We start from the raw sequence: 25,401 nt of genomic DNA on the forward strand, positions 1-25,401 counted from the left end.
TGCATCCGGCACCGGCTCGGGCAATCTCGTGCGCGGCGACCGGAACCGAGCATCGGGCTTCATCACCGGCAACCTCGTCGACGGCAGCGACAACGCCGCGTCCGGCACCGGCTCGGGCAACATCGTGCGCGGCGACCGCAACGCGGCGTCGGGCTTCATCACCGGCAACCTCGTCGATGGCTCGGACAACAGCGCGGCCGGCACCGGCTCGGGCAACATCGTGCGCGGCAGCCGCAACGCGGCGTCGGGCGTCGGGACCGGCAACGCTGTCTTCGGAGATGACAACAGCGCTTCGGGCACCGCTTCCGGCAATCTCGTCATTGGCTACGCGAACCAGACTTCCGGCGTTGGAACCGGCAATGCGGTGCTCGGCATCGGCAACCAGTCGAGCGGCATCGCCTCGGGCAACGCCGTGCTCGGGAACGGTAACGTCGCCGTGGGTAACCTCTCCGGTAATCTGGTTGCTGGCAGCCGAAATCAGGCCAGCGGCTCGCTCGCAGGCAACGCTGTGAGCGGGAACGACAACATCGCTATCGGCACTCTCTCAGGTAACGGCGTCGACGCTGACCGAACGACATCGATCGGCTTCGGTGCCGCGGCGAGCGCCAACGACGCGGTTGCAATTGGCACCGGCGCACAAGCCTCCGGCAGCCGCTCCGGGGCGTTTGGCACGGGAGCCAACGCGGGCTACACCAACTCCTACGCGATCGGTACAGTCTCCACCACGCGCGCCAACCAGGTCTCCGTGGGCAACGCCAATAACCAGTATACCTTCGCCGGTATCACCAGCTACCAGAGCAAGGCCTATCAGTCCGGTCCGCTCGAAGTCGTGACGTCTGACCGCAACGGCAACCTTGCCTCGGATGGCGGCTTCCTCTTCAACCGGATGGGTTATCTCGGGTCGAGGACGGAAGACCTCGCGGCCGGTATCGCGGTCGCGACCTCGCTCGCCACGCCGGATCGTACTGCCGACCAGACCTGGGCGCTCGCCGCGAACTGGGGCAACTATGACGGCTACAACGCGTTTTCCGTGTCTGGCATCGCAGCCATCGCGGGCGGCGTTTTCGACGCGAACGACATGGTCTCACTTGGCGGCGCGATCGGTTTCAGCACCGACCGCGAACAGGTTGCGGGCCGCGTCTCGCTACAGATCGCGGGCGGCGGCGGACTTCCCCCGCTGAAGTAACCGGCAGGATCGAAGTGAGGCGGCTCACCGCCGCTTCGGTATAAATCCGAAGAACCGCCTTTTTCAGGCGGTTCTTCTTTGCGTCGATCTTCACGTTAGTGGTCCGATTCCGACATTTGCATCCGTTCGCGGCGCCTCGTGAGCAAATGCCGGAATCACAGGGACCACTAGCAACGTGTTGATTTTAGTGGAGCTTTTGAATTTGACATTTGAGCGAGAGCTCGCCACAAACGGGACTCAAATGTCAAATTTGCTCCACTAGCTCGACACTTAGTGTCGAGCCTGTCAGGCCGCTTCCGCTCGAACGTGTACTGGTCTAGGAAAGCTTGTGATGTACCCGAAGGTAACGATGGCTGGACATGCAAGAGTCGGCTTTGGCGTTCTGGTGCTCGCCGTGTTGCTTGTCGGGGAGGCGCGGGCCCAACGGAGCGCACAACAACCCCAGCCCGGAAATTGGAGCGCGTCCAGCAAGTCCTCCGCGCAACCAAACAAGCCAGTACCTGCGACCAAGGAGCAAAAGGGCGGGACGACCGCCGCGACACAAGGCGACGCGCTCGCCGCGCGCAATCCCGCCATCCCGAACGACTACAAACTCGTGATGCTGATTAAGACCACGATAATCGCGGTCAATCAGGCCAATATGACGGGCAATTACACGCTGCTACGCGATCTCGGCACGCCGGACTTCCAGCGGAGCAATAATCCGACGCGGCTGGCGGAAGCTTTTGCGTCCCTTCGCCAGCGCAATCTCGATCTCGCCCCGATCCTCTTCATCACCCCAAAACTGGCAGGGCCGCCATCCTTGCAGCAAAATGGTTCCATCCGTCTGACCGGCCTCATCCCCTCGTCGCCGGAGCAGGTCCATTTCGACTTCGCCTTTTTGCAAGTCGATGGCCAGTGGATGCTCGACGGCATTTCCCTCGCGATGGTTCAGCCCAAGGCGCCCATCGAGACCTCCGCAGCGCCAGCCGCCCAAGCTGCGAAAAAGCGCTGACCGTGGGTGAGCGAATGGAAATCCTGTACCGCCGGCGCGGGCATGCTTTTTTTGATAGGTTGATGGGATCCGCGCGCTGAAATGGCATCGTTACGAAGGCCATGTGTCAGCAAAGAAATGAGACTTGCCCGACCGAACGCCGGATCGCTATTCGATGCTGCTTCTCAGCTCGCCGTGCGCGCATTCGCGTCAGCGGGCGCCATCCTTACCACGGTGCAAGCTGCTCGGGTGTCGCGCCTGGATTTTATGCGCAATGCGAGAGCCCGATTAGCAAGTTTAACCGGGTTCGAAATAAAACCGCTTGAGCTTACCCGCTTCGTCGAATTCGAGCACATAAAAATCAAGGTCGATCATGCCGACACCGAGATCGTAGATGAAAGCTCCCGTTTTCTTTTTCCCGTCTGGCTGCCCCAAAATCGACACGACCTCATCTTTCGTCATTCCAATGCGCAGAACGTTCTTTTCGAGATCAAGAGACATACCATGGCGTGAGTTGCTGGACGTCAAATTCCCGGCTTCTGATCTCCATTTTTGCGAATCGAAACTGCTAGATGCTGCCGAATTTACCCCAAGCACTAGAGCCGTTGCAGAAATGGCGGCCAAAGTCGATACGGTAAGTTTGCGTCTCAAAATGCTGCCTCCCTTTTCTGGAAGTGAAATTTCCGCCGCCTACTCATTATGTCGAATTACATAACCGCCATGTGTCAGCAAAGACGATGGGGCAGCTCAAAAAGCGCCCGACCAAACGCCGGATCGCTACTCAATGCTTCTCAACTCGCGGTGCGCGCATTCGCGTCAGCGGGCGCCATCACGCCAGGAGCCGGGCCGTCGTTCGCGACACCATGCTCTCCATAGGAGACCTTGTCGCTCCACGCCAGGTCGCCGTTTCGATCGATGACGACAAGTTCGCCCCTGTTCATCGCTTGCTGGACTAGATCGACGAGTTGTTCAGGCGAGGCGTTCGGGTGTTCTTGTGCGATGCGGCGGCCGACTGAATTGTTATAAATATCCATTGCCTCGCGGTCGGCTGGATTGCCTGAAACACCTTCGTGCGCATTCGTGAAGCTCTTGGTGAATTCTGCGCCGAAGCGCTCCGTCATCAGCGCATTCCAGTAGGTATGGCGGAAGGCGTCCATATGGCCGTCGTTTGCGCCCCATATGTTGAATTCGCGCTCATCTGTAAAGTGGCTTTTCTTATCCCGCGGAGCAGGATAATGCTCTTTGGCGATCATTTCTGCCAAGTTTGCGATGTCGTTGAAATCTCTCAATTCCAACGGCGAAAGCTTGTTGAGCATCTCACTTTCGGTGGCCGTCACTCTCTTCGATCCCGTGAACCAGCCGAGCGGCGCTCCGGGTTCCCACTGAACCATGCCGCCGGGATCGTCGGGCATCTGGTAATCGTGCAAGATCTTGCCGAGATCCGCGCGACCTGAAGCGTTCGTCTGCGGATTGGCGGGTCGCGGCGGCGCTTGCGTTACCGGCGTGTCGGAGCCACTGCCTTCGGATGTGCTGTTCGAGTCGCTCGGCACGGACGGAGCGGCTGGAGTCGCCGGAACAGAAGGCGCGGATTCGGTGGACGGGGCGGAAGGCGCGGACGATCCAGATATAGAAGGCGCGGACGGGCTGCCCGCCGATCCGGCGCTGGGTGCGCTGCTCGAAGGTTGCTGCGGCTGAACAGGTGGCTGAGGCTGCGCCGGCTGCGTAGGCCCGCCCGGCTTTGCCGTTCCCGGAATATAGATCGTGTCTCCGGGGAAGATCATGTTCGGGTCGATGAGGTGATCCGAATTGAGTCTCACTGTCTCGTCGAAGTCGACGCCATTCTGTTTCGCGATGTCCCAGATCGTATTGCCGGGCTTCACCGTATGTTCGCGGTATCCGTCGGCTTCGAGTTCAGGATCGATGCGCCCGGTGGCGTCCATCGCGCCAGCCTTATGCGGCGTGACGTAAGAGCCATTCACCCAACCCTGAACCGGTCTGTCGTTGACATCGGTTCCGGTAACTTCGACCCAGCGATTTCCCTTTCGGTCCGAAGCCTCGTTACCTGTCGGCTGAAGGAACGTACCATGCTGGAACGCCGAAACCTTCTGGCCGTTTGCATCCGGCGTCTCGCGGACGTTGAGACCGTCATGCGGCACAACCACCACCTGATCGGGCTTCGCCGGGCTCTGCTGGGCGTCACCGGATGGCGCCGGACCCTGCGGCGCTGCGGGCGGCTCTGCATCCGGCCCCGCCAGTCTTTTGGCGATCTCGGTCCCCGTGAAGGTGGCCGTGCGTCTGCTCGTCACGTCATCGAGACCGATGTCGCCTTCGAGCGAAACCTTGCCCTCCACTACGTCGGCAACCTCGATGCCGATCTCGTGCTGCTGATGCACGCCGTCGCGCCCCAGTGTCTCATTTCGCGCCGTAACCGTTAAGTCGTCGCCGAGATTACCGAAGGCGCTCTGAAGGTCGCCGTGCAGCATGCTGTTGACCGCCGATCCCGCATGCTCCGTAGGATTGTCGACCGTCACGCCGAAGTTCAGGCGGTTGATGTCGGTACGGCTCAGATCGGCGAGCCCCTGCGTCTGATAGTCCAGACGCAGGTTCGCAGAGAGGCGATCCGGCGCGCCGAGGTTGGAAAGCTCCGGCAGGGCCGAGAAGTTTCCCTTGCCCGGCGTTGTGCTGGCCGAGCCGTTCGCCGGCAGATCCCAGCTCAGGCTAACCTCCCCGCTGAATCGGCCGTGATCGACGATGTTCTGCGGCACATAGCCGATTTCAAGCTGGTCGAACTCCTGCTTGCCGATCGTCAACTTCTCCTTGGCGCTGAGGCTCAGATCGCCCGACAAGGTATAGGTGAGCCGCCCGAGCTGGCCGTTCTGAGGCAGTTGGACAGTGCGTGTAATCCACTGATTATTGTCGAGCCGTGGCTCTATACCGAGATTGGCGAACTTGACCGCGACCTTGCCGCGCTCTTGAAGGCCGAGGCGCTCGGAGTAGCTTGTGACATGGTCGCGAAGGAAATTTCTGTCTTCCTGCGAAGGTTCGACGGCTTTCGCGGCCAGATCGCCTAATCCGGGTATCAGATTCCCGTTGTCCGTGACCGGGTTCGAGAAAGGATTGGAGATCGAAGCAAGCGGGTTGATCGCCTTCGTCGCGGCGTTGCCCCCGTCGCGAACGGCTTCCGCGGCGGCCAGTTTCTGGAGGGTCTGGACGGCGCGAGCCGCGTCTTGCTGACTGTCGAAACGCATCGTCACTGACCCGGTCGTTCGGGCATTCAGTTCGAAGGCCGGGTCGACGCCGGGAACGGGCGCTTCGACCATCGCCCCGCCAAGCAGGTTTTTGTCGAAGGTGACATCGTAATGTGGCTTCTGTCCGTTGTTGTCGGCTGCCGGTTCATCGCCAACCTGCTTCACCGTGATGGAAAATCCGTACTGACCCTTGACGCCGATAGGCACGCCCTCGATCGGCAACTGCAGCTTGCCTTCTGCGGTCATGGCCATAACCAGTTGATCGCCGTCGGTGTTTAGACGGGCAATCTGGCTCTCCGGATCGGAGATCGTCTTGCCGGCTTGCTCAGCCCCGCCCGCGACGCTTGCAAGCGGGTTACTGGTCCCCGCCTTTGCTCGCTCAATCGCGGTCGCCGCATGGTCGACGAGGGAAGATGCCGCGTCTTTCGCTTTATCGAAAACGCTGCGAAACTTGTCCGCGAGCGACTCTTCGGGTTTCGGCAGAGTCGCGGCGCGAACGGCACTCACGTCATTCGGTACGGCGATAACCATTTTTTGCCCCAAAAAATGCATCCGGGCGTAGGACCGGGCCAGCTCAATCTCGGGGGATCATTCTCGATTTATGCTGACGAAAACCTGTCCGCGCTGGCCAAAGAAATGAACCGGCTCATGCGCCGCGCGCGGTAGCCTGAAATCGATAGCGTCTGGTCAGTGGACAGGTCTTCGTCAGGTAGGCCGCGCTAGCTAGTAACCAGTTTTTGGGAAGCCATTGCCGTCAACTGGGGGCAGACAAATGAATTTAGGCGCTGCAGACAGCATTTCGTCCGTCCGTGACACTTCCTTCGTTTCCGATGCGCTGAAGGCTGACAGCTTCAAGGCGCAACTCGAAGCCCACCCCGCCAATACACCTGCAAAGCAGGAACAGCCGGCGCCAAAGAAAGAAGAGAAGGCCGACGCCGGCGGCGATTGGATGACGCGCGGGCTCGGCGCGCTTCAGGCTGTCGGCGGCGTGCTCGAAGTTGTTGGCGGCGTCGCGGGCGCCATCATCACCTCCGAGACGGGCGTTGGCGCTGTCGTGGGTGGCGCTGTCGCGCTGCACGGCATCGACGATATTCAGGCGGGCCTTCGCACCGCGTTCTCCGGTCAGTCGACCGAAACCTTTACACAGGCCGCGACGACCGACGCCGCCAAGGCGCTCGGTGCAAGTCCCGAGGTCGCAATGGGCCTCGGCATCGGTGTCGACCTCGTGGCGGGAGGCATCGTGGGAGGCGGTGGCAAGGCGGCCGTCAAGGGCGCTGGCCTGATCGACGATGCGGCGAGGCTCGCCAACAAGGCAGACGATGCAGCCCGACTCGCGGGCAACGCCGATGACGCGGCAAAGGCTGGGACGAAGGGCGACGACGCGCTGAAGCTCGCCTCGAAAGGAGACGATGCGGCGAAGGCAGCTGACGACGTTCTGCAGGAAATCACTACGAAATCCGGCACCAAGGGCAACTGGTCAGCGGAACTAGCCAATCCGAAACCGAACACGGTCTACAAGATCGACGGCGACAAGATCTATCACACCGACGATCTCGGCCGCGTTAAGGACGTGGATGTTGATTTGTCTCTCATCAAGCGTGATCGTAACACGAAAGCGCAGTCTGCGGTTGGGCATTCCGGCGAACCCGGCGATCAGGGCGGTCACCTAGTGGCTTCATCGCTAGGTGGGTCGGGCGACAAGATCAACCTGGTGCCACAGAACGGCAATTTGAATACCGGTGCATGGAAGCGCATGGAGGATCGTTGGCGTGAGGCTCTCCAAGACGGAAAACCGGTTCATGTGAAGATCGAAAACGTTTACGATGGATCCAGCATCCGACCGGAAAGCTTCAACATAACGTATCGTATTGGCAATGATCGTCCGGTGGAAGTGACCTTTAGGAATGCGCCCGGAGTGAGGTAATGGAAAGCACCGACATCGTGATCAATCGAGAGATTGGCCAGTTGCTTTACGACGTAGCTCCAGATGATGCACGGAAAATCATCATGCGGGCGAAGCTTGCCGATGAAGGAGACGTCGGAGAGTTTGAATTCGATTACGAGAACGAAAAAGGTGACGTGAACTGGTTCGCTTCGACTGGCAAAACCAACTCACGCTTGCTTGATCTCCTTGAGCGCCATCGGGCCTTTTTCGTTTCCCAAAATCAATCGCCTTGGAAGGCATGTACGATAACGATAGATGTCGAGACTGGGAAATTTTCGATGAATTTGAAATACTAACGCTTTGCAAAGGGCGTTGCGGAAGCTTGGAAATTGGCAACGAGCGGCCGGTGCAAGAAATGTTCAAGAACGCGTCGGGAGGGCGTTGTTGCAGAGTCGCGACATCGAAATCTGTAACAGGATCGGGCAACTGCTTTACGATACGGCCCCGGACACCGCACGCAAGATCGTGATGCGCGCCAAGCTCGCGCCCGAGGGTGATGCGGTACGGTTCGAATTCGACTCGATTAATGAGTCGGGCGAGGCGAACTGGTTTCTAGCCCCCACAAATGTCAACTCGGAACTGATGAATCTTCTGAACGAGCATCGTGATTTTTTTGTTTCCCAGAATCAACCGCCGTGGCGTGAATTCAATTTCACGATGGATGTGGAAGCGGAGAAGTTTTCGCTGAAGCTTAACTATGACTGAACCTATCTCGGGGAAAGGCTCGACGCTGTCTAGCTATGCCCGAGACATCGAAATTTGCCAGAGGATCGGGCAGTTACTGCACGACGCTGCCCCGGACGATGCCCACAACATCACCATGCGGGCGAAGCTGTTCCCGAGGGCGACGTCGCTCAGTGCCAGTTTGAGTATACAAACGGGGACGGCTCGACGAAGTGGTTCAAGGGCGGCGGCAAGCTCGGCGGCGCCCTACTCGACCTTCTAGTCGAGCACCGCGCCTTCTTCGACGTCACAGAACCAACCGCCGTGGAATGAGTTCATTTGCACGATGGATGTGGAGGCGAACAAGCTTTCTTTGAAACTGAAATATGATTGAGGCGAGCCCCTGAAAGTTCTCTCACTTTCCCGTCATGGCCACCCAGCCGTCGAGAGCCGTAAAGCGCCGTCTTTGTGTGACTTTTTTCAAGCCGAAACGTTATGCGTGGCATCAGAGCTGCCCCGTTTCTTGCAAGGCTTTGATGAAGTTGGGGAAATAAGCTTCCGGCAGGGTGCCGCCGAGTTCTGCGCGCTGGGCGAGCCCTGAGGCGAACTCGTCGTCGAAGTGAATCGCCACACGCCCCTGCGCCGCCGCCAGCAGACGCGCCGCCTGCTCGCCGCGCCCCTTGCAAACGATCACAGGCAGCGGCGTCTCGTTTCGCACGAAACGCAGGCCCACGGCAACCGAATGACCTTCGATGAAGATCGTCGCGTCTTCTTCAGTGTAGTGCGACGCCGTCTGCAGGAAGCGCGAGCGCTGGCGCTTTTGAGCAGTGCGCACCTCGGGCGAGCCCTCCTCGTCCTTCCGCTCGCGCTTTGCCTCGGTCTTTGACATGCGCTGGTCGCGTCGGAACAGCCACGTCTGAACGGCGACGTCAATGATGCCTGCGAAAAGGAGGATGGCGATGGCGATGACGATCATCGGCGTGGCGACGCGACCCAGAATCGGCCCGACGCACTCGACGCCGCAGAAGGGGATCGAGAAAATTGCCTGAAGCCCGCTCGTCATCGCGATCAGGCAAAGCGAGATCAGCAGCGCCGTCTTGAGCGAGATTTTCACCAGTTCGACGGCGCTGCGAACCGAAACGAGCCGCTGAAATCCCTCGACAGGGTTCAGTTTGTCGAAGCTCAGCTTCATCGGATCGAGCGAGAACAGGAAGCCCTTGTTGACGATCACATTGGCTATGATGACACAGCCGACCACCACCGCGATGAGCCCGGCGAGATAAAGTCCGACAAAAACGCCGAGCGCGGCGAGCGCCTCCGATGCGGCAAGTTCGAACGGCGCGTTCTGGAGGTCGAACACGACGCGGGTGGTTATCTCGAAATCGCGCGAGAAGCCGCTCGCGGTCCCGACGAGATACAGCGCCGCGCCTGTCGTCGCCACGCCCGTCACCATGTCGGTGCTACGCGCTATCTGCCCCTTCTTGCGCAGGTCGCGAAGTTTCTTCGGGGATGGCGGAAGCGTCTTTTCTTCCGAAGTGTCGTTCTTAGCCATGGAGGAACGCCCTTACCGTCTCGACGACGGTCTTCGTCGCGGCAAGCTCGGGCATGAGGTAGTCGAGCACGAAGACGAGATAGATCGGAAGCGCGATGAAGAAAGCGATGTTGCGGGCCGACATCGAAAGGTCGAAGACGTTGATCTGCGGCACGAACCTCGCGATCATGATGAGAATGAGGAACGCGAGCAGGATCATCGCGAGCACCGGTGCGGCCAGCACGAGCGCCATGCGGAACAGCTTGTCGAGCAGCGGGCCGAACTTCAGCACAGCATCGGTTGCGAGCGCGGGCGCAAGTTCCAGCATGGGCCACGCCCCGAAGCTCGTATAGACGACGTCTGTCAGAATGCCGAAGCCGCCGTACGCGAGGAACACGAAGATCACGAAGATTGACAGCAGCGTGCCGGTGATACTCGATTCCGTGGTGCCCTGCGGGTCCTGAAGCTGCGCGTCCGGCGCCTGCCGCACGAAGTCGAGGATGTTGCCGGCCACTTCCAGCGCCCAGAAGGGCAGTCCCAGCACAAGGCCGAGCATTATGCCGATGACGGCTTCCTTGATGCAGAGCGCGGCGAGCGTGAAAGCCGTCATCTCGGGAACCTTGCGGATTTCCTCGGCGAACGGCTCAATGACCGGCAGCATGATCGCCAAAACGGTCGTCGCGCGCAGAAGCTCCGGAAGCCCGAGCCGCGTGGTGATCGGCACGAAGGAAAACATCGCATAGGCGCGCGGCAATGACAGCGCGAAGGCGAAGAGGTAGACGTGGGCGATGTCCGATAGCGTGCCGGGCGCATTAACGGCTGGGGTCATGGCCATGCACCGGGCGGTTAGCCATCATCGAGTAATGCTCGCGAAGTCTTCGAAGATGCGGTTGGAATGCTCGAACAGCGGGCGCGTAAGCATCGTGCCGGCGATCGCGAGCGTGAGCCCGACCGCGATCACCTTGACGGTCAGGGGAAGGGTCTGGTCCTGAATCTGTGTCGCCGCCTGAAGGATCGCCACGACGAGGCCGACGGCCATCGCGACGAGGAGCGGCGGCAGTGCAACGAAGGCCACGATGTTCATCATGGTCTGGAACTGGGCGATGATGGTGGACTCGGGCATCGCGCTCACTCCGTGTCTGGCGTCGTCCGACGAATAATGTAAGCCGCCAGGGTGCGGCATGCTTCGGCTGACGCGTGCGCGTGCGGGTTGGGCTCCGCCGAGCCGGTCTGAACGCCATCACGCATAGCTCAGCACCAGCCCGTGGAAGAGTTTTGACCAGCCCTCGATTGCCACGAACAGGAACAGCTTGAACGGCACCGAGATCGTGATCGGTGGCACCATCGACATGCCGAGCGCCATAAGGATCGCTGAAATGATGAGGTCGATCGCGATAAAGGGCAGGTAGATCAGAAACCCGATTTCGAAGGCGCGGCGCAATTCCGTGATGACGAAGGACGGGATGAGGATCGCAAGATCGCTGCTCGTCGCCGTCTCGTGCATGTCCTTCGGCCAGACGCGCTTCGTGGCGTTGAGGAAGAAGTCGCGTTCGCCCGCCCCCGTGAAGCGTGTCAAATACTCCCGCACGGGCTCACGTGCCTTCTCGCTGGCGGCGATCCAGTCCTGAAAGCTTTCGAGCTTCAAGTTCGGCGCGTCGAGCCGCGAATACACCTGCTGGGCCAAGGGCGCGCTGATGAAGACCGTAAGCACCAGCGCGATGCCGTACAGGACGATGTTCGGCGGAGTCTGCTGGATGCCGAGCGCGTTCCGGAGCAGGAACATCACGACCGAAATCTTGATGAAGGACGTCATCGTCACGACGGCGAACGTAATGAGGCCGAGCCCCGCGACGACGACGACGAGCGTGATGACGTTCGGCGAAAAACTATCCATGATCGAAGAGCCGGGTCACGCGCACGCCGAGCGTCTCGTTGACGAGCACGAGTTCGCCCTGGCCGATGCGGCGGCTTCCGGCAAGGATGTCGACAGCGGTGCGCGGATCGCGATGCAGTTCGAAGACGTATCCCTCGCCGATCTGGCGCAACAGCTTCAGCTCGATTTCCTCGCGGCCGAGTTCGAACGTCAGTCCGATCTGTATGTCGTCGAGAACGCCATCGAACTGGGCCGCCCCAATGCCTTCATTCGCTTTTTCCGACATGCACCACACCTTTTCCTGCTCGCCCGACAGCCGGGTTGCGTTTTCCTGAATGACGATGCGTGTTCCTTCGCGGCGTGCCCTCGCTGCGTGCCGCTCGCCGAACACCGCCATCAGTTCCGAAGGCGTCAGCGGCGTCTCGACAAGCACCACGTCGCCGAGCCGAAGGTTGCCGAGTTCCGCCAGCGTGATCCGCGCACGCCCCACACGAAGCGCCGCGCTGACCGGGTAGGTCTCCGCGCTCGGAGGCTGGACCGGCAGCGCGCCAAGCCACGCGGCGAAGCCCCGCGCGATGTTGGGGGGCAGGAGTAGCCTAAACAGATGCGCCTCGCCCAGAAATTCAAGGATCACGTCGAGCGCTGCCGCGTCGGTGCCGGAAACGGCGAGCGGCACGTTTGCCAGTCCGACGGGTATGATTTCGGCGTTCAGCAGGTGTTCCATGCGCGTCAGGAACGCCGTCCACCGGTGCTCGACGAGAAGCAGTACGGTGGACGCACCAACCGCGCGATAATCGACACCGAATTCGCCGGCGATTGCGGCGAGTAGTTGGTGCGGCGCGATCAGACTGGCGGGCGCTTCGCCGATCCTGAACTGAACCGTGGCATGCACGCCGTCGCGCGGTTCGAGTGCGGCGCGGGACGCGGATAAACTGAACGGGATGCGCGCATCTTGAAACTGCAACGGCGGACGCTGGCGATACCAGGCGTTGCTCGCCATAATTTGCGCGGGAGAAACCGAGGGAAATGCGGGCGCAAATGCACCTGTCGCCGCTCCCATGCCGGAGGGGCTTGCGCCGTTCGCGTTGGTCGTTGCTATAGCGGCGCTATGACTGAGTGCAGACATGCGTCACCAGCGGGTTCGAGTGGGATGGAAACTGTCCTCGATGACGAGATCGTCGCGTTCCGCCTCCGCGCGGTCGAGGCGCTGCGATTCCCGGTTCATCAGGGCTGCCCATTTCTGCTGAGCCTTGAAAAGCCGCATGTGTCGAAAGCGCGCTGCCTCGGCTTTCTCGCCTGCCGTCTCCGCCTCCACCTTCGCCTGCCCGGCCTTTTCGGCGAGGTCGCGAAGGTCTGCGTTCTTGCTCTCGACGCGGGCGTGGATGTCGTCGAGTTCGTTCGAGGTGATCTGACGGTCGACCAGTTCGCCATAGATGCGCGCCTGCTCGTTCTTGACTGCGTCCGAGCGAACCTGAAGGTGCGCCTCGAAACGGTCGGCCCTAGCGTCGGCGATATCGCGGGCGCGGTTGCTGCTTTCGAGTTCGACGAGCGCGCTGCGTTCGCGAAGCTCGCGTAGTTTCTCGATGGCTTCGAGCGCGGGAAAGCTCATTCGGCCAGACTCCTCAACTGGGCGAGCGTGGAGACGAAGTCGGCGCGCTCCAGCGACGGCTGGCGCAGGAAGTCGAGGATGCGCGGCCATTTCGCGATGGCTTCATCGGCGAGCGGATCGCCTCCCGGCTTGTATTCGCCGACCTGTATCAGGAATTCGACTTCTGCATGCTTGGCGATGAGCTGACGGATTTTCCGCGCCGCCTCCGCATGATCGCGCTTCACGACGTCGAGCATCACGCGGCTCAAACTGGCGGGCACGTCGATGGCGGGAAAATGCCCTGAACGCACGAACTTCGGCGACAGGATAATGTGGCCGTCGAGGAGACTGCGCGTTTCCTCCGCAACCGGATCCGATGTGCCGTCACCCTCCATCAGCACCGTGAAGAATGCGGTGATCGATCCCTTGGCGCCCATTCCTGCGCGCTCGAAAAGGCCGGGCAGCTTCGTGAAAACCGAGGGAGGAAAGCCGCGCCGCGTCGGCGGTTCCCCGGCCGCAAGCCCGATTTCCCGCAGAGCGCGCGCAAGCCTCGTGATACTGTCCACGACGAGCAGCACGCGGCGACCTTCATCGCGGAACCGTTCGGCGATGGTCATCGCCGTTTGCGCGCCCTTCACACGTTCAACCGACGAACGATCCGAGGTCGCGACCACCATCACAGAGCGCGCCATGGCCTCGCCCGGAAGCTGGTGCTCGATAAATTCGCGCACCTCGCGCCCACGTTCGCCGACGAGCGCGATCACGTTCACGTCCGCATCCGAAAAGCGCAGGATCTGGCCGAGGAGCTGCGACTTGCCGGTGCCCGGCTCGCCGTAGATACCGATCCGCTGGCCTTCGGCGCAGGTGAGAAGCCCGTCGATGGAGCGGATGCCGACAGAAAGCGGCCGGTCAATGACACGGCGGGACAGGGCGGGCGGCGCGAGCGCTTCGAGCGGCTTTGCGTCGAGCGCAGGAAGGGGCCCCTTGGCGTCTGTATCGAGCGGTTCGCCGAAGCCGTCGAGCACGCGTCCGAGAAGCGCTTCGCCCACCGGCGTTTCCAGAAAGCGGCCCGTCGTGCTGACTTCCGTAGCTGTCGAAAGCCCTTGAATGGGGCCGAGCGGGCTCAGCATCGCCACCATGTCATCGAAGCCGACGATCTCGGCGTAGCTCGTGACGCCGCTTGCGATGTCGCGTAGCGTGCAGACTTCGCCAAGCCGCGCGTTAGGCACCATGGCGTGGATCATGGTGCCGACGATACGCTTCACCCGGCCCTTGAGCGGACGCGTGTTGGCAGAGGCCACGGCATCGTGAAGGCGCGGCACGATGTCGAGGCGAGGCGCTTCGTGCAGCATCGTGTTCAAGCCTCCACGCCAATGCCAGCCGCGCGCAGACTTTCGGCGAGAATGTCGAACTGTTTGTCGAGCGAGAGTTCGACGAGTCCGAATTCGCTGACGAGCCGGCATTCGGTGGCGGAAAACTTCGGATCTTGCCTCAGAAACAGCTTCGCTTTCGTCGTGGGATCGAGCGCCCGGCTCAGCCTGTCGCGTACGTCGTCGAACACTTCGGGCGAGACGTACAAGGCGAATTCAGCGCCGAGATCAAGCGTCCTGAGCGTCTTCAGGACCGTCGCGGACACGGCATCGGCTGGCGGAAGTTCGCCGATGATTTCGCCCGCCGCGCGAATGACGAGGCTTGTGAACTCTTCCCGGATCCGCGTGTAATGCCCGACGGCCTTCGCGTTCATCTCCGCCATCAGCGCGATGGCGTCGCGCAGGCCCTCATCGCGCCCTTCGTGGCGCGCCTTGGCCTTTTCTTCGGCCAGGATGCCGGGAAGAGTTTCTTCTACGTCCCGACAGGCGCGTCGCGCCGAGACGAGCCAGGCGCGGCCTTCCTCCCAGGTCTTCATTTCATCGGCGCGCAAGATGGCCCCAACGGGCTTACGCGCCAGCAGCGCGTCAACGTTGTCGGAAAGATCGTTCAACGAAGAATGGCTTCCCTCATCCATGGGGCTTGCGCTCCCGGTCTACGAAATCCGCGCATTTGCGGACGATGGCGGGGCCGTAGACCTGCTGATCCCCGAGCGCCCCGGATGCGATGAAAGCTGCCGGAAATTTCAGCGCCACGCGCCCGCCGAGCCATTCGGGCAACGCTTCGATCCACGCGATGAAGCAGCCTCGTCCAGCCTCGTTCAACGCGTCGGCCGTTGGCGGCGACACGATCGCGTCGCCTGTTGGCGGTGCGAGTTCCGCATGCTCCACGGCGAAGCGGTAGGTCTTTTCGTCCACCAGCGCGAGAACCGCGGCAAGCGACGCCTTGTCGATGGTTTTGGCGAAGGCGTGTCCGTACCAGACTGCACCGGCCGCCGCTATGATGGTCTCCAGAACGCGCGCATCGAGAGCGGCGATGGCGTGGTCGATGTCGCTTGCGACTGCCGGAACGGGGGGCAAATGGTAGTGCCGCGCTATCATCTCCGACAGTCTGGGGCGCAGACGCTGGTTTCCGGACAACGACGCAACGAGATGCTGCGGGAGGTCGGAAAACCATTCGCCCGAGCGCTCTGGGTGAATGTAGGAAATCGGCGAGCGATCAAAGTCGGCCCAATTGGACGTGTTGGCGAGCGTCATTCGTCGCCTCCCGCGCGGGCGGCAGGCAGCGGCGCCGGCGCCGGACGTGGCCCGGGCCGCGAACCGCGCCCCAGCAGAAGCGCCAGCGCGACGAACCAGCCGGCTATCGCGCCGCCGATCAGCAGAGGGACGGGCAACGAATTCAACAGCGTCGCCCGCGCGGGCGACGAAGCGGTATCCGCTGCCCGGTGTAATTTCTGGCCCGGCACGAACACCACCGAAACCTTGTCGTAGGACAACCCCTCGATGCTGTTCGTCACGAGCGTCTTGATCTGCGGCAGCAGCGGCGCGAGCGATGCCGCCGGGTCGTGCTTGATGAAGACGGATGCGGAGGACGGCTTTTGCTCCTCCCGCAGTGGATCGTTCTTCGGCAGCACGAGATGGACGCGCGCCGCAAGCACGCCGTCTATCTCGGACAGGGTCTTCGACAGTTCCTGGCTCAACGCGTAGATGAAGCGGGCGCGCTCTTCCGTCGGCGAGGATACGAGCTTGTTGTCCGCGAACACGTCGCCGATAGAGGCGAATTTCTGCCGAGGAAGGCCCGCGTCGCTCAGGAGCGACATGGCGTCGGCGAAAGCGGCCTCGTCCACGCGCACCACGCTCGAACCGTCCTTCGCCACGACGCGGCTCGCCTGGATATGGTTGCGGAGTAGAAGCGCGACGATCTCGTTCGCCTCGCCTTCGGACAGCTTCGAGTAAAGATCGACGTTGCAGGCCGAAAGCGCGAAGACGAGACCCGCCGCCGCCAGTCCGCGCGATAGCGATGCCGCCCAAGGCACTCGTGCAGCCATGATGTCCTCCGAGGCCTACTGGCCCTTCATCAGATCGTTGAAGACCTGCGTCGAATGCTTGGACGCATTGGCGACGAGTTGCGTTTCGATGGCGAACTGGAAACTGCCCTTGAGAAGGCGGAGCGCCTCCGCGGTGCTGAAAGCTTCGCCGCCGTTTTTCGCGGCCTCGGAGGTGCCGGCGTCCCCTGTGCCGACGATCTTCGAGACGAATTCGTCGACCTGCGAAGAGTAGCCCGATGTGCGGCTCTGGAACGTCTCCATGTAGGACGAAAGGCCACCGCCCAAGCTGTCGCGGCCATCAGCGGGGCGCATTTCCACGGTCGTGGACTGAGCGAGATCGACGCGCGCGGAGCCCGCCGTTTCGACCGCCTTGCGGCGCGCTTCCTCGGTCGCCTGGAAAGAGAGCGAGGCAGTTTCGGATGCTTTCGCGATGCCGGTCTCGAAAGCCTGAGCGAGATGCGCGTCGCTGACTGACACAGCCGCCTGCTGCACTTCGACTGCACTTTGACGGACCGCCTGGCCAACTGCCTCGACGGCACCGATACCCGCTTCGAAACTCATTGTCCCCCCACTCGACAACAAAGTTCAATAACGCTTTCATCTACTCAAGCGGGTAAAGCCCATTTCACCCGCTGAGCATGCGGCAAGGGTGCCGCTGACTGAAAGATAAGATAAAATAGTCAGAACGCTCCTGTTTATACTAAAATATTACATCAAGCGGAAAACAGCCTATTTCAAAAAAACTATATTGTCAAAAAAATATATATTTGAGAAAAATTGTATATTGCTCAGCGTAACTGCCTGATGGCCATTATGGTGTCATATACATGTGTTTTGTGACAGCTGAATTACGACATTGTGCCGTTTTCTGGCCCGCCCGGGTCGGACATCTGCATACGGAGCGAGCCGCTTTGTACACTTACGCGAGAACTGTTTTCGGGAGGCCGCATTGATGAGAGTGCAGACATACCTTCGCTGCCGACTGGTATCAGTCGCTGCTGTGGCGATGACGGCTGTTTGGGCCGGGCCCGTGGCAATTGCCGCTGAACCCGCACTGCCGGATACGCCCTATCCTTACAGCGTCGTTGAACAGGACGTGTCCGTTGCGCTTCGCGAGTTCGGCCATAATGTCGGCATCCCCATCGAAACCAGTTCGAAAGTACAAGGACGCCTGCGCGGACGACTTGAGCGCCTGACGGCCAAACAATTTCTGGTGAATATTTGCGCGGCCTACGCGCTAGACTGGTATTACGACGGGTACACGCTTTACATTTCCTCGGCCGATGAGAAGACGACGCGTTTCGTTTCGCTGCCCTCCTCTCCGCCTGAGGAACTCGTGAAGGCCCTCAAGATCCTCGGCTTCAGCGATGAGCGCTACCCGCTGCGCGCGGGGCCGAAAGCTGGATCGGTGATCGTGTCCGGACCGCCGCGCTATGTTTCCCTCGTGGAACAAACTGCGATTGCGCTTCCCAACCTCGAAAACGTCCGCATCGGTCCAGCGCCCGGCCCGGTTTCCCAAACTACGATCTATCGTGGATCGGCGGCCGAGATCGTGAAGTTTTCATCGGAGGCGAAGGTAGGTCGGAGGCAGTAACGAACTGAATTCCGAGAAAAAAGACCGCTGCATCGCCGGTGCAGCGGTCTTTTCTTGTGCCGTTGGTCCCGTTGTTCCCAAACGGGACCGGGGCCGACTGATCGGCCCCGGGCGTCATGCTTACTGCGGAACCTTGCCGGTGGCATCCTTCAGAGCATTGCCGAGCGTGTTGATTGCGGTGGTCGCGGCAGACACCTTCGTGGCGAATTCGAACATCGCCTTCTGGAAATTGAGGGCATCCTGCGTGGTGTCGCCTTCGAGTTCCGGCACTTCAAAGTCGGTGTTGATCGAGGAAAGTCCGCCACCGTTCGAGTGATGGCCGTGGCCATTGCCACCGAGTTCATCGCCGGAATAGCCGACCTGGTTCTTTGGCGTGGAGAACAGGTTCGACACCTCGAAGTGCTTGTAGTCGGTGTCGATCTTGTCACCGTCGAGGCTCTGGCCCCAGAGGCCGCCCGGCTCGCGATCCTGACCGGCGTCGGTCGCCTTCAGGTCGAGGTCGAAGTAGTCGCCTTTGTCCGTGAAGGTGATCTGATAGTGATTGTTCTTGATGGTGATCTTGTCGCCGTGCTTCTCGACAGCGCCATTGAGATACGAACCGTCTTCCGTGATCTCCTTGCCGTTGATCGTGAGCTTGCCGTCGGCGGTCGCCTTGATCTCGTCGCCGTCGAGAATAACACCCAGTTCGCCGACCGTGGTCGCGCCGTTGCTGCCGTACGCCTGGAACTTGGCATTGACATTGATGCCTTCGTCGCTCAGCAAGTTGTACTTATGACCAGCCTCGCCCTGAATATCATATTTCTGACCTTTGGCGCCTTCAAAGTGCGGATCGCCCCAGATGCGGCCGGTGCCGTCGTAGCCTTCTTCGCTCGTCTTGCCGCGGCAGTTCGAAGAGTTGGAAGAACTGGAGGAGTTGGAGGAAGAGTCGCCGTGGTGGCAATGATGATTGCCGCCGGACTTGAGCAGATCGGCGAACGCTTCCAGAATCTTGGCGTCCTGCTTCAGGTTGCCGGCCACATTGTCGAGGGCCGTCGACAATAGGTTTGAAATGATATTGCTCATAACGGTTCCTTTTTCGAGCCTTGAATGACTTCCTAGAAGCCCACGCCTCAGGCGCCGGCTGCAATGTGCGTATGGAACCTACCGGGCTTATCCTGACGTAATCCTGTCCTCTCCGAGCAATTTTGGATTCTCGTAAAGGTTTTAAGTATTCCGTCGCACCAACAACCCTAGATTGTTAAAGTGTGGTGGCCGATCATCTTTGGCATGTATATCGGTTCATCTCCCTCGGCTTGCGGCGTATTTTCGCAAAACTGTCACACAACGCCCCGTATGGTTTCTCAGTTTTCAGTGATCGTAAGATCAACGCATGAACGGGGTGGGTCTCATGCGCGTCATCCAGACATGGCTGGCTGCGGCTTCGGAAAAACCAAAAGCACGGGCCGTCATCGCTCGCGGCAGGCGCCGTAATGTCTGGCGCGCGGTGCTATGGTGTGCGCTCTGCGTCTGTATCGGGGTACAGTCAAGCCGCGCGCAGAACGGACAGATCGAGATCCAGCGGCGGGACTTCGACCGGGAACTGAGGCTTTCCACATCGAGCGGAAAACTCATTCAGTTGCAGGGCGGAGCCGGAACGATGTTCATCGCGGATCCATCCATCGCCGATATTCAGCTCCCATCGCCGGATCGCGTCTTCATCTATGGCAAGAAGCCCGGCCGGACGACGTTCTATGCGCTTCGTCAGGATGGAACGCAGGCCGAAACGTTCACCATCATCGTGACGCACAATCTCGCGGACCTCAATCGACTGCTTCGGTCTCAAATTGACGAGCTCAAGATACAGTTCGTCGATACGCCGCAGGGTCTCGTCATCGGCGGTGTAGTGCCAACGGCCGAAGTGGCGGAACGTGTCAAGACCATCGCCAACAAGCTGGCGGGCGAAGGCAACACGGTCATTTCAAGCCTGCGCGTCTCCGGCTCGATGCAGGTTTCCATCCGCGTGCGCATTGCGGAAATTTCCCGCAGCGTCATCAAGCAACTCGGCGTAAACTGGGCCGCGGTCGGAAAATCGGGGGCATTCACGTTCGGTCTCGCGAGTGGCTCACTGTCGACCGCCGTGAACAGTTCCCTTCAGAGCGCGGCTGCTGGCGGTTCGATCGCGAAGGGCGCGAACATCACGACGCTCGTCGACGCGCTCGCGACGCAGGGGCTCGCCTCGATCCTCGCCGAACCGACGCTGACCGCCGTTTCCGGCGAAAAGGCGAGCTTCCTCGCGGGCGGCGAGTTTCCGGTGCCGGTGGCTCAGTCGGCCACCAACAACATTTCCGTCGATTACCGCAAATATGGCGTCAGCCTCGACTTCACGCCCGTCGTCATATCCGACCGCATCATCAGCCTCAACGTGAAGCCCGAGGTCAGCGACATATCGGCTAACGGCGCGGTGGTGATGAACAATATCCAGATCCCCGCCATCACTACGCGGCGGGCGGAAACAACGGTGCAACTCGGCAGCGGCGAGAGCCTCGTTCTCGCGGGCCTCATCCAGAACCGCTTCAGCACGGACGTCGACAAGCTTCCCGGCCTGGGCGACATCCCGATCCTCGGCACGCTGTTCCGCTCGTCGAGCTTCCAGAAAAACGAGTCGGAACTCATCATCATCGTGACGCCCTATCTTGTCAGGCCCGCCAGTTCACCTAATGCCTTCCGGCTTCCGACCGACAGCGTTGAGCCCTCCGGCGATGTCGACCGAATTCTTGAAGGGCGGCTCGCGAACAGCAGGACGCCGGCCGGATCGAAACCGCCGGTAAAGCTGCGTGGCGATCCGGGCTTTATCTACAAGTGACCCGGAACCGGACAGTTGCAGCTAGTACTTCAGGGCCTCGCCCATACAAGGAGCATGAGATGAAAAGGACTGCATCCTCCACGGCGCTTCTGGTTGCGGCATTCTTCTCTTGCGCCTCGCTTGCTGTCGCGGCGGAACCAATCGTCTATGCGCTGAAGGTGTCGGTTCAGGGCGACCGCCGCATCGAAACCTATGTCGGCAATGATTGGAGTTTTTTCCGGGCCGATCTCGCCCATGCCGTGCAGGAAGCGGGGAGAGGCGCGCCGGAACTTGTCGGGGCAGAGATCGTTGCTCCGTCCGCTCCCTTTGATCGGGGCGGTATCGTCGGGCTTCTGGAAACGCTCGGCGTCGACCGGCGCAACATTGCGCTGAGGCTGGCCCGCACGTCGCGCCCGACCGAGATTCGGCTTCGCAGTCTTGCCGCCGTTTGCGCACATGCTCCACGCCAGTTCGATACGCTGTTCGGCCTCGAATACGAAGACAACCGCTTCGATCACGCGACGGGATGCGCGACGCGTTCGAGCATTGAAGCGCAGGTCGCGAACAAGACGGACCTGGCACGCGGGCGGGGCTCCCGGCTTTCGGACGGCGACCGTGCAGCCGCCATCGTCAGCCACTACCGCGACTGGAAACCGGAGAACGGTCAGGGCCAGACCCAGCAGAAAACTAACGCCGCTCAATAGAACCGTAGACGCGCAGATCGTTTCTTACGGCCTCGTCGTCGTAGTCCGCCTTGCCGTAGCGCGCTGCGGAGACGAGGTCGCCCTTCATCCCGTAAGCGAGCGCAAGGTTCTGTCGCGCCTTGAGGCCGACAAGCCCTTCATCGCTCGCAAGCGGCGTCAGTTCGGCGATGGCGCGGTCGAAATCGCCGCCGAGCGCGAGCGACAGCCCGTAGTTGTTTCGGACGGCGCCGTTTTTCGTATCGACGGCAAGCGCTCTGACATACGCCTTCTGCGCCTCTTGGTGGCGGCGAAGCGAATCGAGGGAGACGCCGAGGCCATTCAGCGCGTCGACGCTGCGGGAATCCTTTTCCAGCGCATCTTCGAACATCGCGCGAGCGGGGCGCGGCTGATGAAGCGCCAGATAGGCCTTTCCCGCCCAGATGTAGTTATCGATGATGTCGGGGTTTTGCTCGATCCCCGCCCTGAAATGCTTTAGCGCGCCCGAAGCGTCGTCTCGATCGAGCATCGTCTGGCCGAGAGACGTCCGGACGCCGTTCATATGCGGCTGGTCCTGGAGCACACGTTCGTAAATGCGGGATGCGGCTTCCGAATCTCCCGCCGCTTTCATTTCGTCGGCGAGCCTGAGGAGAGGGGCCGTGTCCGGGCCGGCGGCTTCGTCGTTCCGGACAGCCGTCGTGTCGAAACGCATGGCTTCGGAACCGACGCATCCGCCGAGAGCCGTTGCACAGAAGAGCGCCATCCACGTCGACGCCAGAATGGTGCGAACACACCCTCGATGAGCGCTGTCCGCCATCATTCAGCCGCCGCTGCTGCCTCTACGCGTGGAGCAAGGTCGATCACGGCAAGTGTGCGGATCGAGAACTCCGGCGAGATTTCCTGATAGGAAATTACGGGGAAGCGCAGGTCCGTTTTCGACAGAAGCCCCCATACCAGACGCCGCAGATCGGCCGAGACGAGAACCACCGCGCGCTCCGCGATCAGTTCATCGAGTCCGGCGGAACGACTGCGCACCATCTCCACGAAAGCGTTGCCGAGGTCCGGGTCGATGTTTTGCTGATTGCGGGCAAGCGCCTGCTGGGCTGCGCGCCTCAGCATGTCCTCGCTCTCGCGTGGCACGAGCAGCGCTGGCACGACCTTGTCGGTCCCGCCAGCCTGAAAACTGATCTGCCGCTTCAGGACCGCGCGGACATGTGTCGTCAACGCGTAGTTATCCTGTTCGCGCGGCGCCCATTCGAGCAGCGCCTCGAAGATGAGGCGAAGGTTGCGGATCGAGACGCGTTCCTCCAGAAGCCGCTTCAGCACATCGGCCATTCGCTGGATCGGCACGACCTTCTGCACTTCACGCACGAGATCCTTGTAGTCGCCTTCCATCGACGCGATAAGCCGCCGCGTTTCCTGGATGCCGAGGAAATGCGCCGCGTTCTGACGCAGGACGAGCAGAAGATCGTTTTCGATGAGTTGCGCGAGCGTGAGATAGCGGAGCGACGCGCCATCCAGCGCCGTGCGGAAGCTCTGGTCGACGGCCACGATCTCGTTCCGCGTTCCCGCCTGAAGCGTGTCATGGGGGATGTCGAGCTTCGCAAGCTGCTGCTCAACTTTGCGCACGAGGAAAACGCAACCCTGATCCACGTCGCGAACGATCTCCGGCACCATCTCCAATTCGATGACGTAGCGCGAGGCAGGCAGCGTCTCGTCGATATGGAACGCGATGCCGGGCGTGGAAATGCCTAACCCCTGCGTGACGCGGTGCGCGATCTGGCGCAGCCTCTGGTCGACGCCGTCGTGTTTCAGGTTCTCGAACAGGTAGGGGCTCAGGGTAACGACGATCTGCGGCCCGGCGGGCACCGGAGACTGGGCCGAAATCTCCGCCGTCATGAGACGCGCGACCGGCAACGTGGCTTCCTCCTCGCGCCGTTTTTGCCGCCGCCCCATGGCAATCCCGAGCCCTCCGACAATCGCGGCCAGCGCGAGGAACACGAATGTGGGAAATCCCGGCACCATGGCGAGGGCGAGCAGCACAAGCGCCGCGATGCGAAGCGCCTCGGGCTGAGCGCCGATCTGCGAGACAATGTCGGTGCCGAGATTGCGGCTCGCGCCGCCCGTCACACGCGTGACGATGATTCCCGCCGTCAGCGACACGAACAGCGCCGGGATCTGCGCAATGAGCCCTTCGCCGACGCTGAGCAGCGAGAATACATGCGCGGAGTCGTTGAAGCTCAATCCCCGCTGCATCATGCCGACGGCTATGCCGCCGATGAGGTTGATGACGATGATGATGATGCCCGCGATGGCGTCGCCCTTGACGAACTTCATCGCGCCGTCCATCGCGCCGTAAAGCTGGCTTTCGCGTTCCAGAAGTTGGCGGCGACGGCGCGCCTCGGCCTGGTCGATGTCGCCGTTCCTGAGATCGCTGTCGATGCTCATCTGCTTGCCGGGCAGGCCGTCGAGGCTGAAGCGAGCGGCGACTTCGGCTACGCGCTCGGACCCCTTTGTGATAACGACGAACTGCACGATAGTGATGATGAGAAAGACGACGAGGCCGACCAGCACGTTACCGGAAATCACAAACTCGCCGAAGGTTTCGATGATCTGGCCTGCGTCCGCATTGATGAGGACGAGGCGCGTGGAAGCGATGGAGATCGACAGTCGAAACACGGTCGAGATAAGGATCACGGCGGGCAATGCCGAGAACTCGACTGGCGATCGCACGTAGAACGCCACCATCAGGAGCAGCACCGAAAACGAGATGTTCGTCGCGATCAGCACGTCCGCCATCAGCGGCGTGATCGGGAGGATCATCGCCGCGAGCGCCGTCACGATGAAGACGACCACGACCAGATCCGGTCGTGTGCTGGCCGCATTGAGGAGCCTTGCCAGATAGGTCGCCGATGAACGCATGGAACACCTGCCGGAAAGAGGGGACGGAAAGGGCGGCCTGACGGCTAGTGGAGCGAATTTGACATTTGCCCGCGATGGTCAACAAACTGATGCAAATGTCGGAATCGGACCACCAGGCCGAAAATCAGAGTTCGAGAGTTATGACGTCATGGTTCCTGCGCAGAGTGACGCGTCGGTCCTCGATCTTTTCCACGATCCAGCCATCCTTGAGGAACGCGCCCTCGAAATATTTGTCGCCGTGATCGTCGATGAGATAGGGCCTGCTGCCCGCCCAGACCGCCTGAACTCCGATGGGAGCAACTTGCGCTTTCGGAGCAGCAATCGTCACTTCGGATTGGAGCGTCACCCGCTGGCCGTAGGTGCTGTCGAACCAGAGTTGTGTAGCGCGCCATGCATCCAGCGCATTTTGCCGGACGATGCCTCGCGCCACGACAGCGCCATCGCCCGCCACAACGTCGACACCGTGAAAGCCGGCCGACTGAAGGTGCTGGTGCAGCGCAACCGTGGCTTCCTGCACCGCCGACGAATCCGGCCGCGCATATGCGACCTGAACGGCGGAGGCATGCTTGCCCTGAGAACCGTCAAGCGCGGGCCGCGCCGCACCGAGCCAGATCTGTATTGCCGAGGCCGCGATCAGTATGCCGACGCCGATGCTCATGATCGCCGGCATGCCGAGACCGAAAGGTCGCCCATCGCCGACGCATTCGATTTCGACGCCGCCGAACGACAAACGCGCCGGATAAACGGCCTTTGTCCTCTGACCGACGCCCACCGCCCGTCCGCCGATCGTCACGTTCGGCCCGACGGCCTCCACCTCGATGAAAAAGCGGCCGGCGACAAGACGCACCTCGACCGGAGCGACCGAGTCATCCGTGAGCACAAGGTCGGAGCCGATTGCGCTTCCGACGGAGATTTCGGTGGAAGGCATGGCTCCCGAGGCGCCGGCATGCCGTCCGGAAAGG

25 protein-coding genes are annotated in these 25,401 nt (G+C 61.1%); 8 read left to right on the plus strand and 17 right to left on the minus strand.

Going from position 1 to position 25,401, the window contains the following annotated elements; genetic code table 11:
- On the plus strand, positions 1–1,186 hold a 1,186-nt coding region (locus T281_RS19060), incomplete at its 5' end, for a hypothetical protein (protein ID WP_037235659.1).
- Positions 1,187–1,535: 349 nt separating this feature from the next.
- Positions 1,536–2,180: a hypothetical protein gene (locus T281_RS17480; protein WP_155955117.1), complete on the plus strand. Its 645-nt coding sequence runs from the start codon at positions 1,536–1,538 to the stop codon at positions 2,178–2,180.
- 276 nt (positions 2,181–2,456) lie between these two features.
- Here T281_RS17480 and T281_RS18670 read toward each other — a convergent pair whose 3' ends face one another.
- Both T281_RS18670 and T281_RS17485 read right to left on the minus strand, forming a co-directional pair.
- Positions 2,457–2,810: a hypothetical protein gene (locus tag T281_RS18670; RefSeq protein ID WP_155955118.1), complete on the minus strand. Its 354-nt coding sequence runs from the start codon at positions 2,808–2,810 to the stop codon at positions 2,457–2,459.
- 140 nt (positions 2,811–2,950) lie between these two features.
- A complete protein-coding gene (locus T281_RS17485; RefSeq protein WP_052037126.1) occupies positions 2,951–5,938 on the minus strand; it encodes a LysM peptidoglycan-binding domain-containing protein in 2,988 nt (995 codons plus the stop codon).
- A gap of 241 nt (positions 5,939–6,179) precedes the next feature.
- Here T281_RS17485 and T281_RS19285 point away from each other — a divergent pair, with 241 nt between their 5' ends.
- From T281_RS19285 to T281_RS05885, 3 genes are all read left to right on the plus strand, one after another.
- Complete coding sequence (locus T281_RS19285; protein WP_199502488.1) at positions 6,180–7,331, plus strand: DNA/RNA non-specific endonuclease; 1,152 nt, start codon at positions 6,180–6,182, stop codon at positions 7,329–7,331.
- A complete protein-coding gene (locus T281_RS05880) occupies positions 7,331–7,648 on the plus strand; it encodes an immunity protein YezG family protein (RefSeq protein WP_037235664.1) in 318 nt (105 codons plus the stop codon). Before T281_RS19285 ends, T281_RS05880 begins: the two co-directional genes overlap by 1 nt.
- A gap of 88 nt (positions 7,649–7,736) precedes the next feature.
- Entirely contained in the window at positions 7,737–8,057 is a 321-nt protein-coding gene (locus T281_RS05885; protein ID WP_037235665.1) for a hypothetical protein, read from the plus strand.
- Positions 8,058–8,520: 463 nt separating this feature from the next.
- On the opposite strand, the gene T281_RS05895 is transcribed toward T281_RS05885, so the two are convergent.
- The 11 genes from T281_RS05895 to T281_RS05945 form a co-directional block, all read right to left on the minus strand.
- Positions 8,521–9,567, minus strand: a complete 1,047-nt coding sequence (locus tag T281_RS05895) for an EscU/YscU/HrcU family type III secretion system export apparatus switch protein (RefSeq protein ID WP_037235667.1) — start codon at positions 9,565–9,567, stop codon at positions 8,521–8,523.
- Entirely contained in the window at positions 9,560–10,375 is an 816-nt protein-coding gene (sctT, locus tag T281_RS05900) for a type III secretion system export apparatus subunit SctT (RefSeq protein ID WP_162173121.1), read from the minus strand. The genes T281_RS05895 and sctT overlap by 8 nt, the downstream gene beginning before the upstream one ends.
- Positions 10,376–10,399: 24 nt before the next feature.
- On the minus strand, positions 10,400–10,669 hold the full coding sequence (locus tag T281_RS05905; protein WP_037235672.1) for an EscS/YscS/HrcS family type III secretion system export apparatus protein: 270 nt from the start codon (positions 10,667–10,669) through the stop codon (positions 10,400–10,402).
- A 117-nt stretch (positions 10,670–10,786) separates the two neighbouring features.
- On the minus strand, positions 10,787–11,440 hold the full coding sequence (gene sctR, locus T281_RS05910) for a type III secretion system export apparatus subunit SctR (protein WP_037235674.1): 654 nt from the start codon (positions 11,438–11,440) through the stop codon (positions 10,787–10,789).
- Positions 11,433–12,419 carry a type III secretion system cytoplasmic ring protein SctQ gene (sctQ, locus tag T281_RS05915; RefSeq protein WP_037235676.1) on the minus strand — a complete coding sequence of 329 codons (987 nt, stop codon included), beginning with the start codon at positions 12,417–12,419 and terminating at the stop codon, positions 11,433–11,435. The genes sctR and sctQ overlap by 8 nt, the downstream gene beginning before the upstream one ends.
- Before the next feature lie 129 nt (positions 12,420–12,548).
- A complete protein-coding gene (locus T281_RS05920) occupies positions 12,549–13,028 on the minus strand; it encodes a hypothetical protein (RefSeq protein WP_037235691.1) in 480 nt (159 codons plus the stop codon).
- On the minus strand, positions 13,025–14,359 hold the full coding sequence (locus tag T281_RS05925; RefSeq protein WP_037235731.1) for a FliI/YscN family ATPase: 1,335 nt from the start codon (positions 14,357–14,359) through the stop codon (positions 13,025–13,027). The genes T281_RS05920 and T281_RS05925 overlap by 4 nt, the downstream gene beginning before the upstream one ends.
- A 5-nt stretch (positions 14,360–14,364) precedes the next feature.
- Positions 14,365–15,012, minus strand: a complete 648-nt coding sequence (locus T281_RS05930; protein ID WP_037235694.1) for a FliH/SctL family protein — start codon at positions 15,010–15,012, stop codon at positions 14,365–14,367.
- Complete coding sequence (locus tag T281_RS05935; RefSeq protein WP_037235697.1) at positions 15,005–15,631, minus strand: SctK family type III secretion system sorting platform protein; 627 nt, start codon at positions 15,629–15,631, stop codon at positions 15,005–15,007. The genes T281_RS05930 and T281_RS05935 overlap by 8 nt, the downstream gene beginning before the upstream one ends.
- Complete coding sequence (gene sctJ / locus T281_RS05940) at positions 15,628–16,422, minus strand: type III secretion system inner membrane ring lipoprotein SctJ (RefSeq protein WP_081796625.1); 795 nt, start codon at positions 16,420–16,422, stop codon at positions 15,628–15,630. The genes T281_RS05935 and sctJ overlap by 4 nt, the downstream gene beginning before the upstream one ends.
- A gap of 15 nt (positions 16,423–16,437) precedes the next feature.
- Complete coding sequence (locus T281_RS05945; RefSeq protein ID WP_037235700.1) at positions 16,438–16,983, minus strand: hypothetical protein; 546 nt, start codon at positions 16,981–16,983, stop codon at positions 16,438–16,440.
- Between the two features lie 391 nt (positions 16,984–17,374).
- Here T281_RS05945 and T281_RS05950 point away from each other — a divergent pair, with 391 nt between their 5' ends.
- Entirely contained in the window at positions 17,375–18,016 is a 642-nt protein-coding gene (locus tag T281_RS05950; RefSeq protein ID WP_155955119.1) for a secretin N-terminal domain-containing protein, read from the plus strand.
- 120 nt (positions 18,017–18,136) lie between these two features.
- On the opposite strand, the gene T281_RS05955 is transcribed toward T281_RS05950, so the two are convergent.
- Entirely contained in the window at positions 18,137–19,078 is a 942-nt protein-coding gene (locus T281_RS05955) for a VWD domain-containing protein (RefSeq protein ID WP_037235703.1), read from the minus strand.
- Positions 19,079–19,385: 307 nt separating this feature from the next.
- Between T281_RS05955 and T281_RS05960 the strand changes: the two genes are divergently transcribed.
- The gene (locus T281_RS05960) at positions 19,386–20,858 is read left to right on the plus strand and encodes a type II and III secretion system protein family protein (protein ID WP_052037135.1); all 1,473 of its coding nucleotides are present in this window, start codon (positions 19,386–19,388) and stop codon (positions 20,856–20,858) included.
- Positions 20,859–20,917: 59 nt separating this feature from the next.
- The gene (locus T281_RS05965; RefSeq protein ID WP_037235706.1) at positions 20,918–21,541 is read left to right on the plus strand and encodes a CpaD family pilus assembly lipoprotein; all 624 of its coding nucleotides are present in this window, start codon (positions 20,918–20,920) and stop codon (positions 21,539–21,541) included.
- On the opposite strand, the gene T281_RS17490 is transcribed toward T281_RS05965, so the two are convergent.
- From T281_RS17490 to T281_RS05980, 3 genes are all read right to left on the minus strand, one after another.
- Positions 21,525–22,229 (minus strand): tetratricopeptide repeat protein, encoded by a 705-nt coding sequence (locus tag T281_RS17490; RefSeq protein ID WP_199502500.1) that lies wholly within the window; start codon positions 22,227–22,229, stop codon positions 21,525–21,527. The genes T281_RS05965 and T281_RS17490 overlap by 17 nt on opposite strands.
- A gap of 104 nt (positions 22,230–22,333) precedes the next feature.
- On the minus strand, positions 22,334–24,439 hold the full coding sequence (sctV, locus tag T281_RS05975) for a type III secretion system export apparatus subunit SctV (protein WP_037235709.1): 2,106 nt from the start codon (positions 24,437–24,439) through the stop codon (positions 22,334–22,336).
- Between the two features lie 124 nt (positions 24,440–24,563).
- Positions 24,564–25,367: a SctD/MshK family protein gene (locus T281_RS05980; protein ID WP_155955120.1), complete on the minus strand. Its 804-nt coding sequence runs from the start codon at positions 25,365–25,367 to the stop codon at positions 24,564–24,566.
- Positions 25,368–25,401: the final 34 nt, after the last annotated feature.

This window comes from Rhodomicrobium udaipurense JA643 (assembly GCF_000636015.1).
In the GTDB taxonomy this organism is placed as follows: domain Bacteria; phylum Pseudomonadota; class Alphaproteobacteria; order Rhizobiales; family Rhodomicrobiaceae; genus Rhodomicrobium; species Rhodomicrobium udaipurense.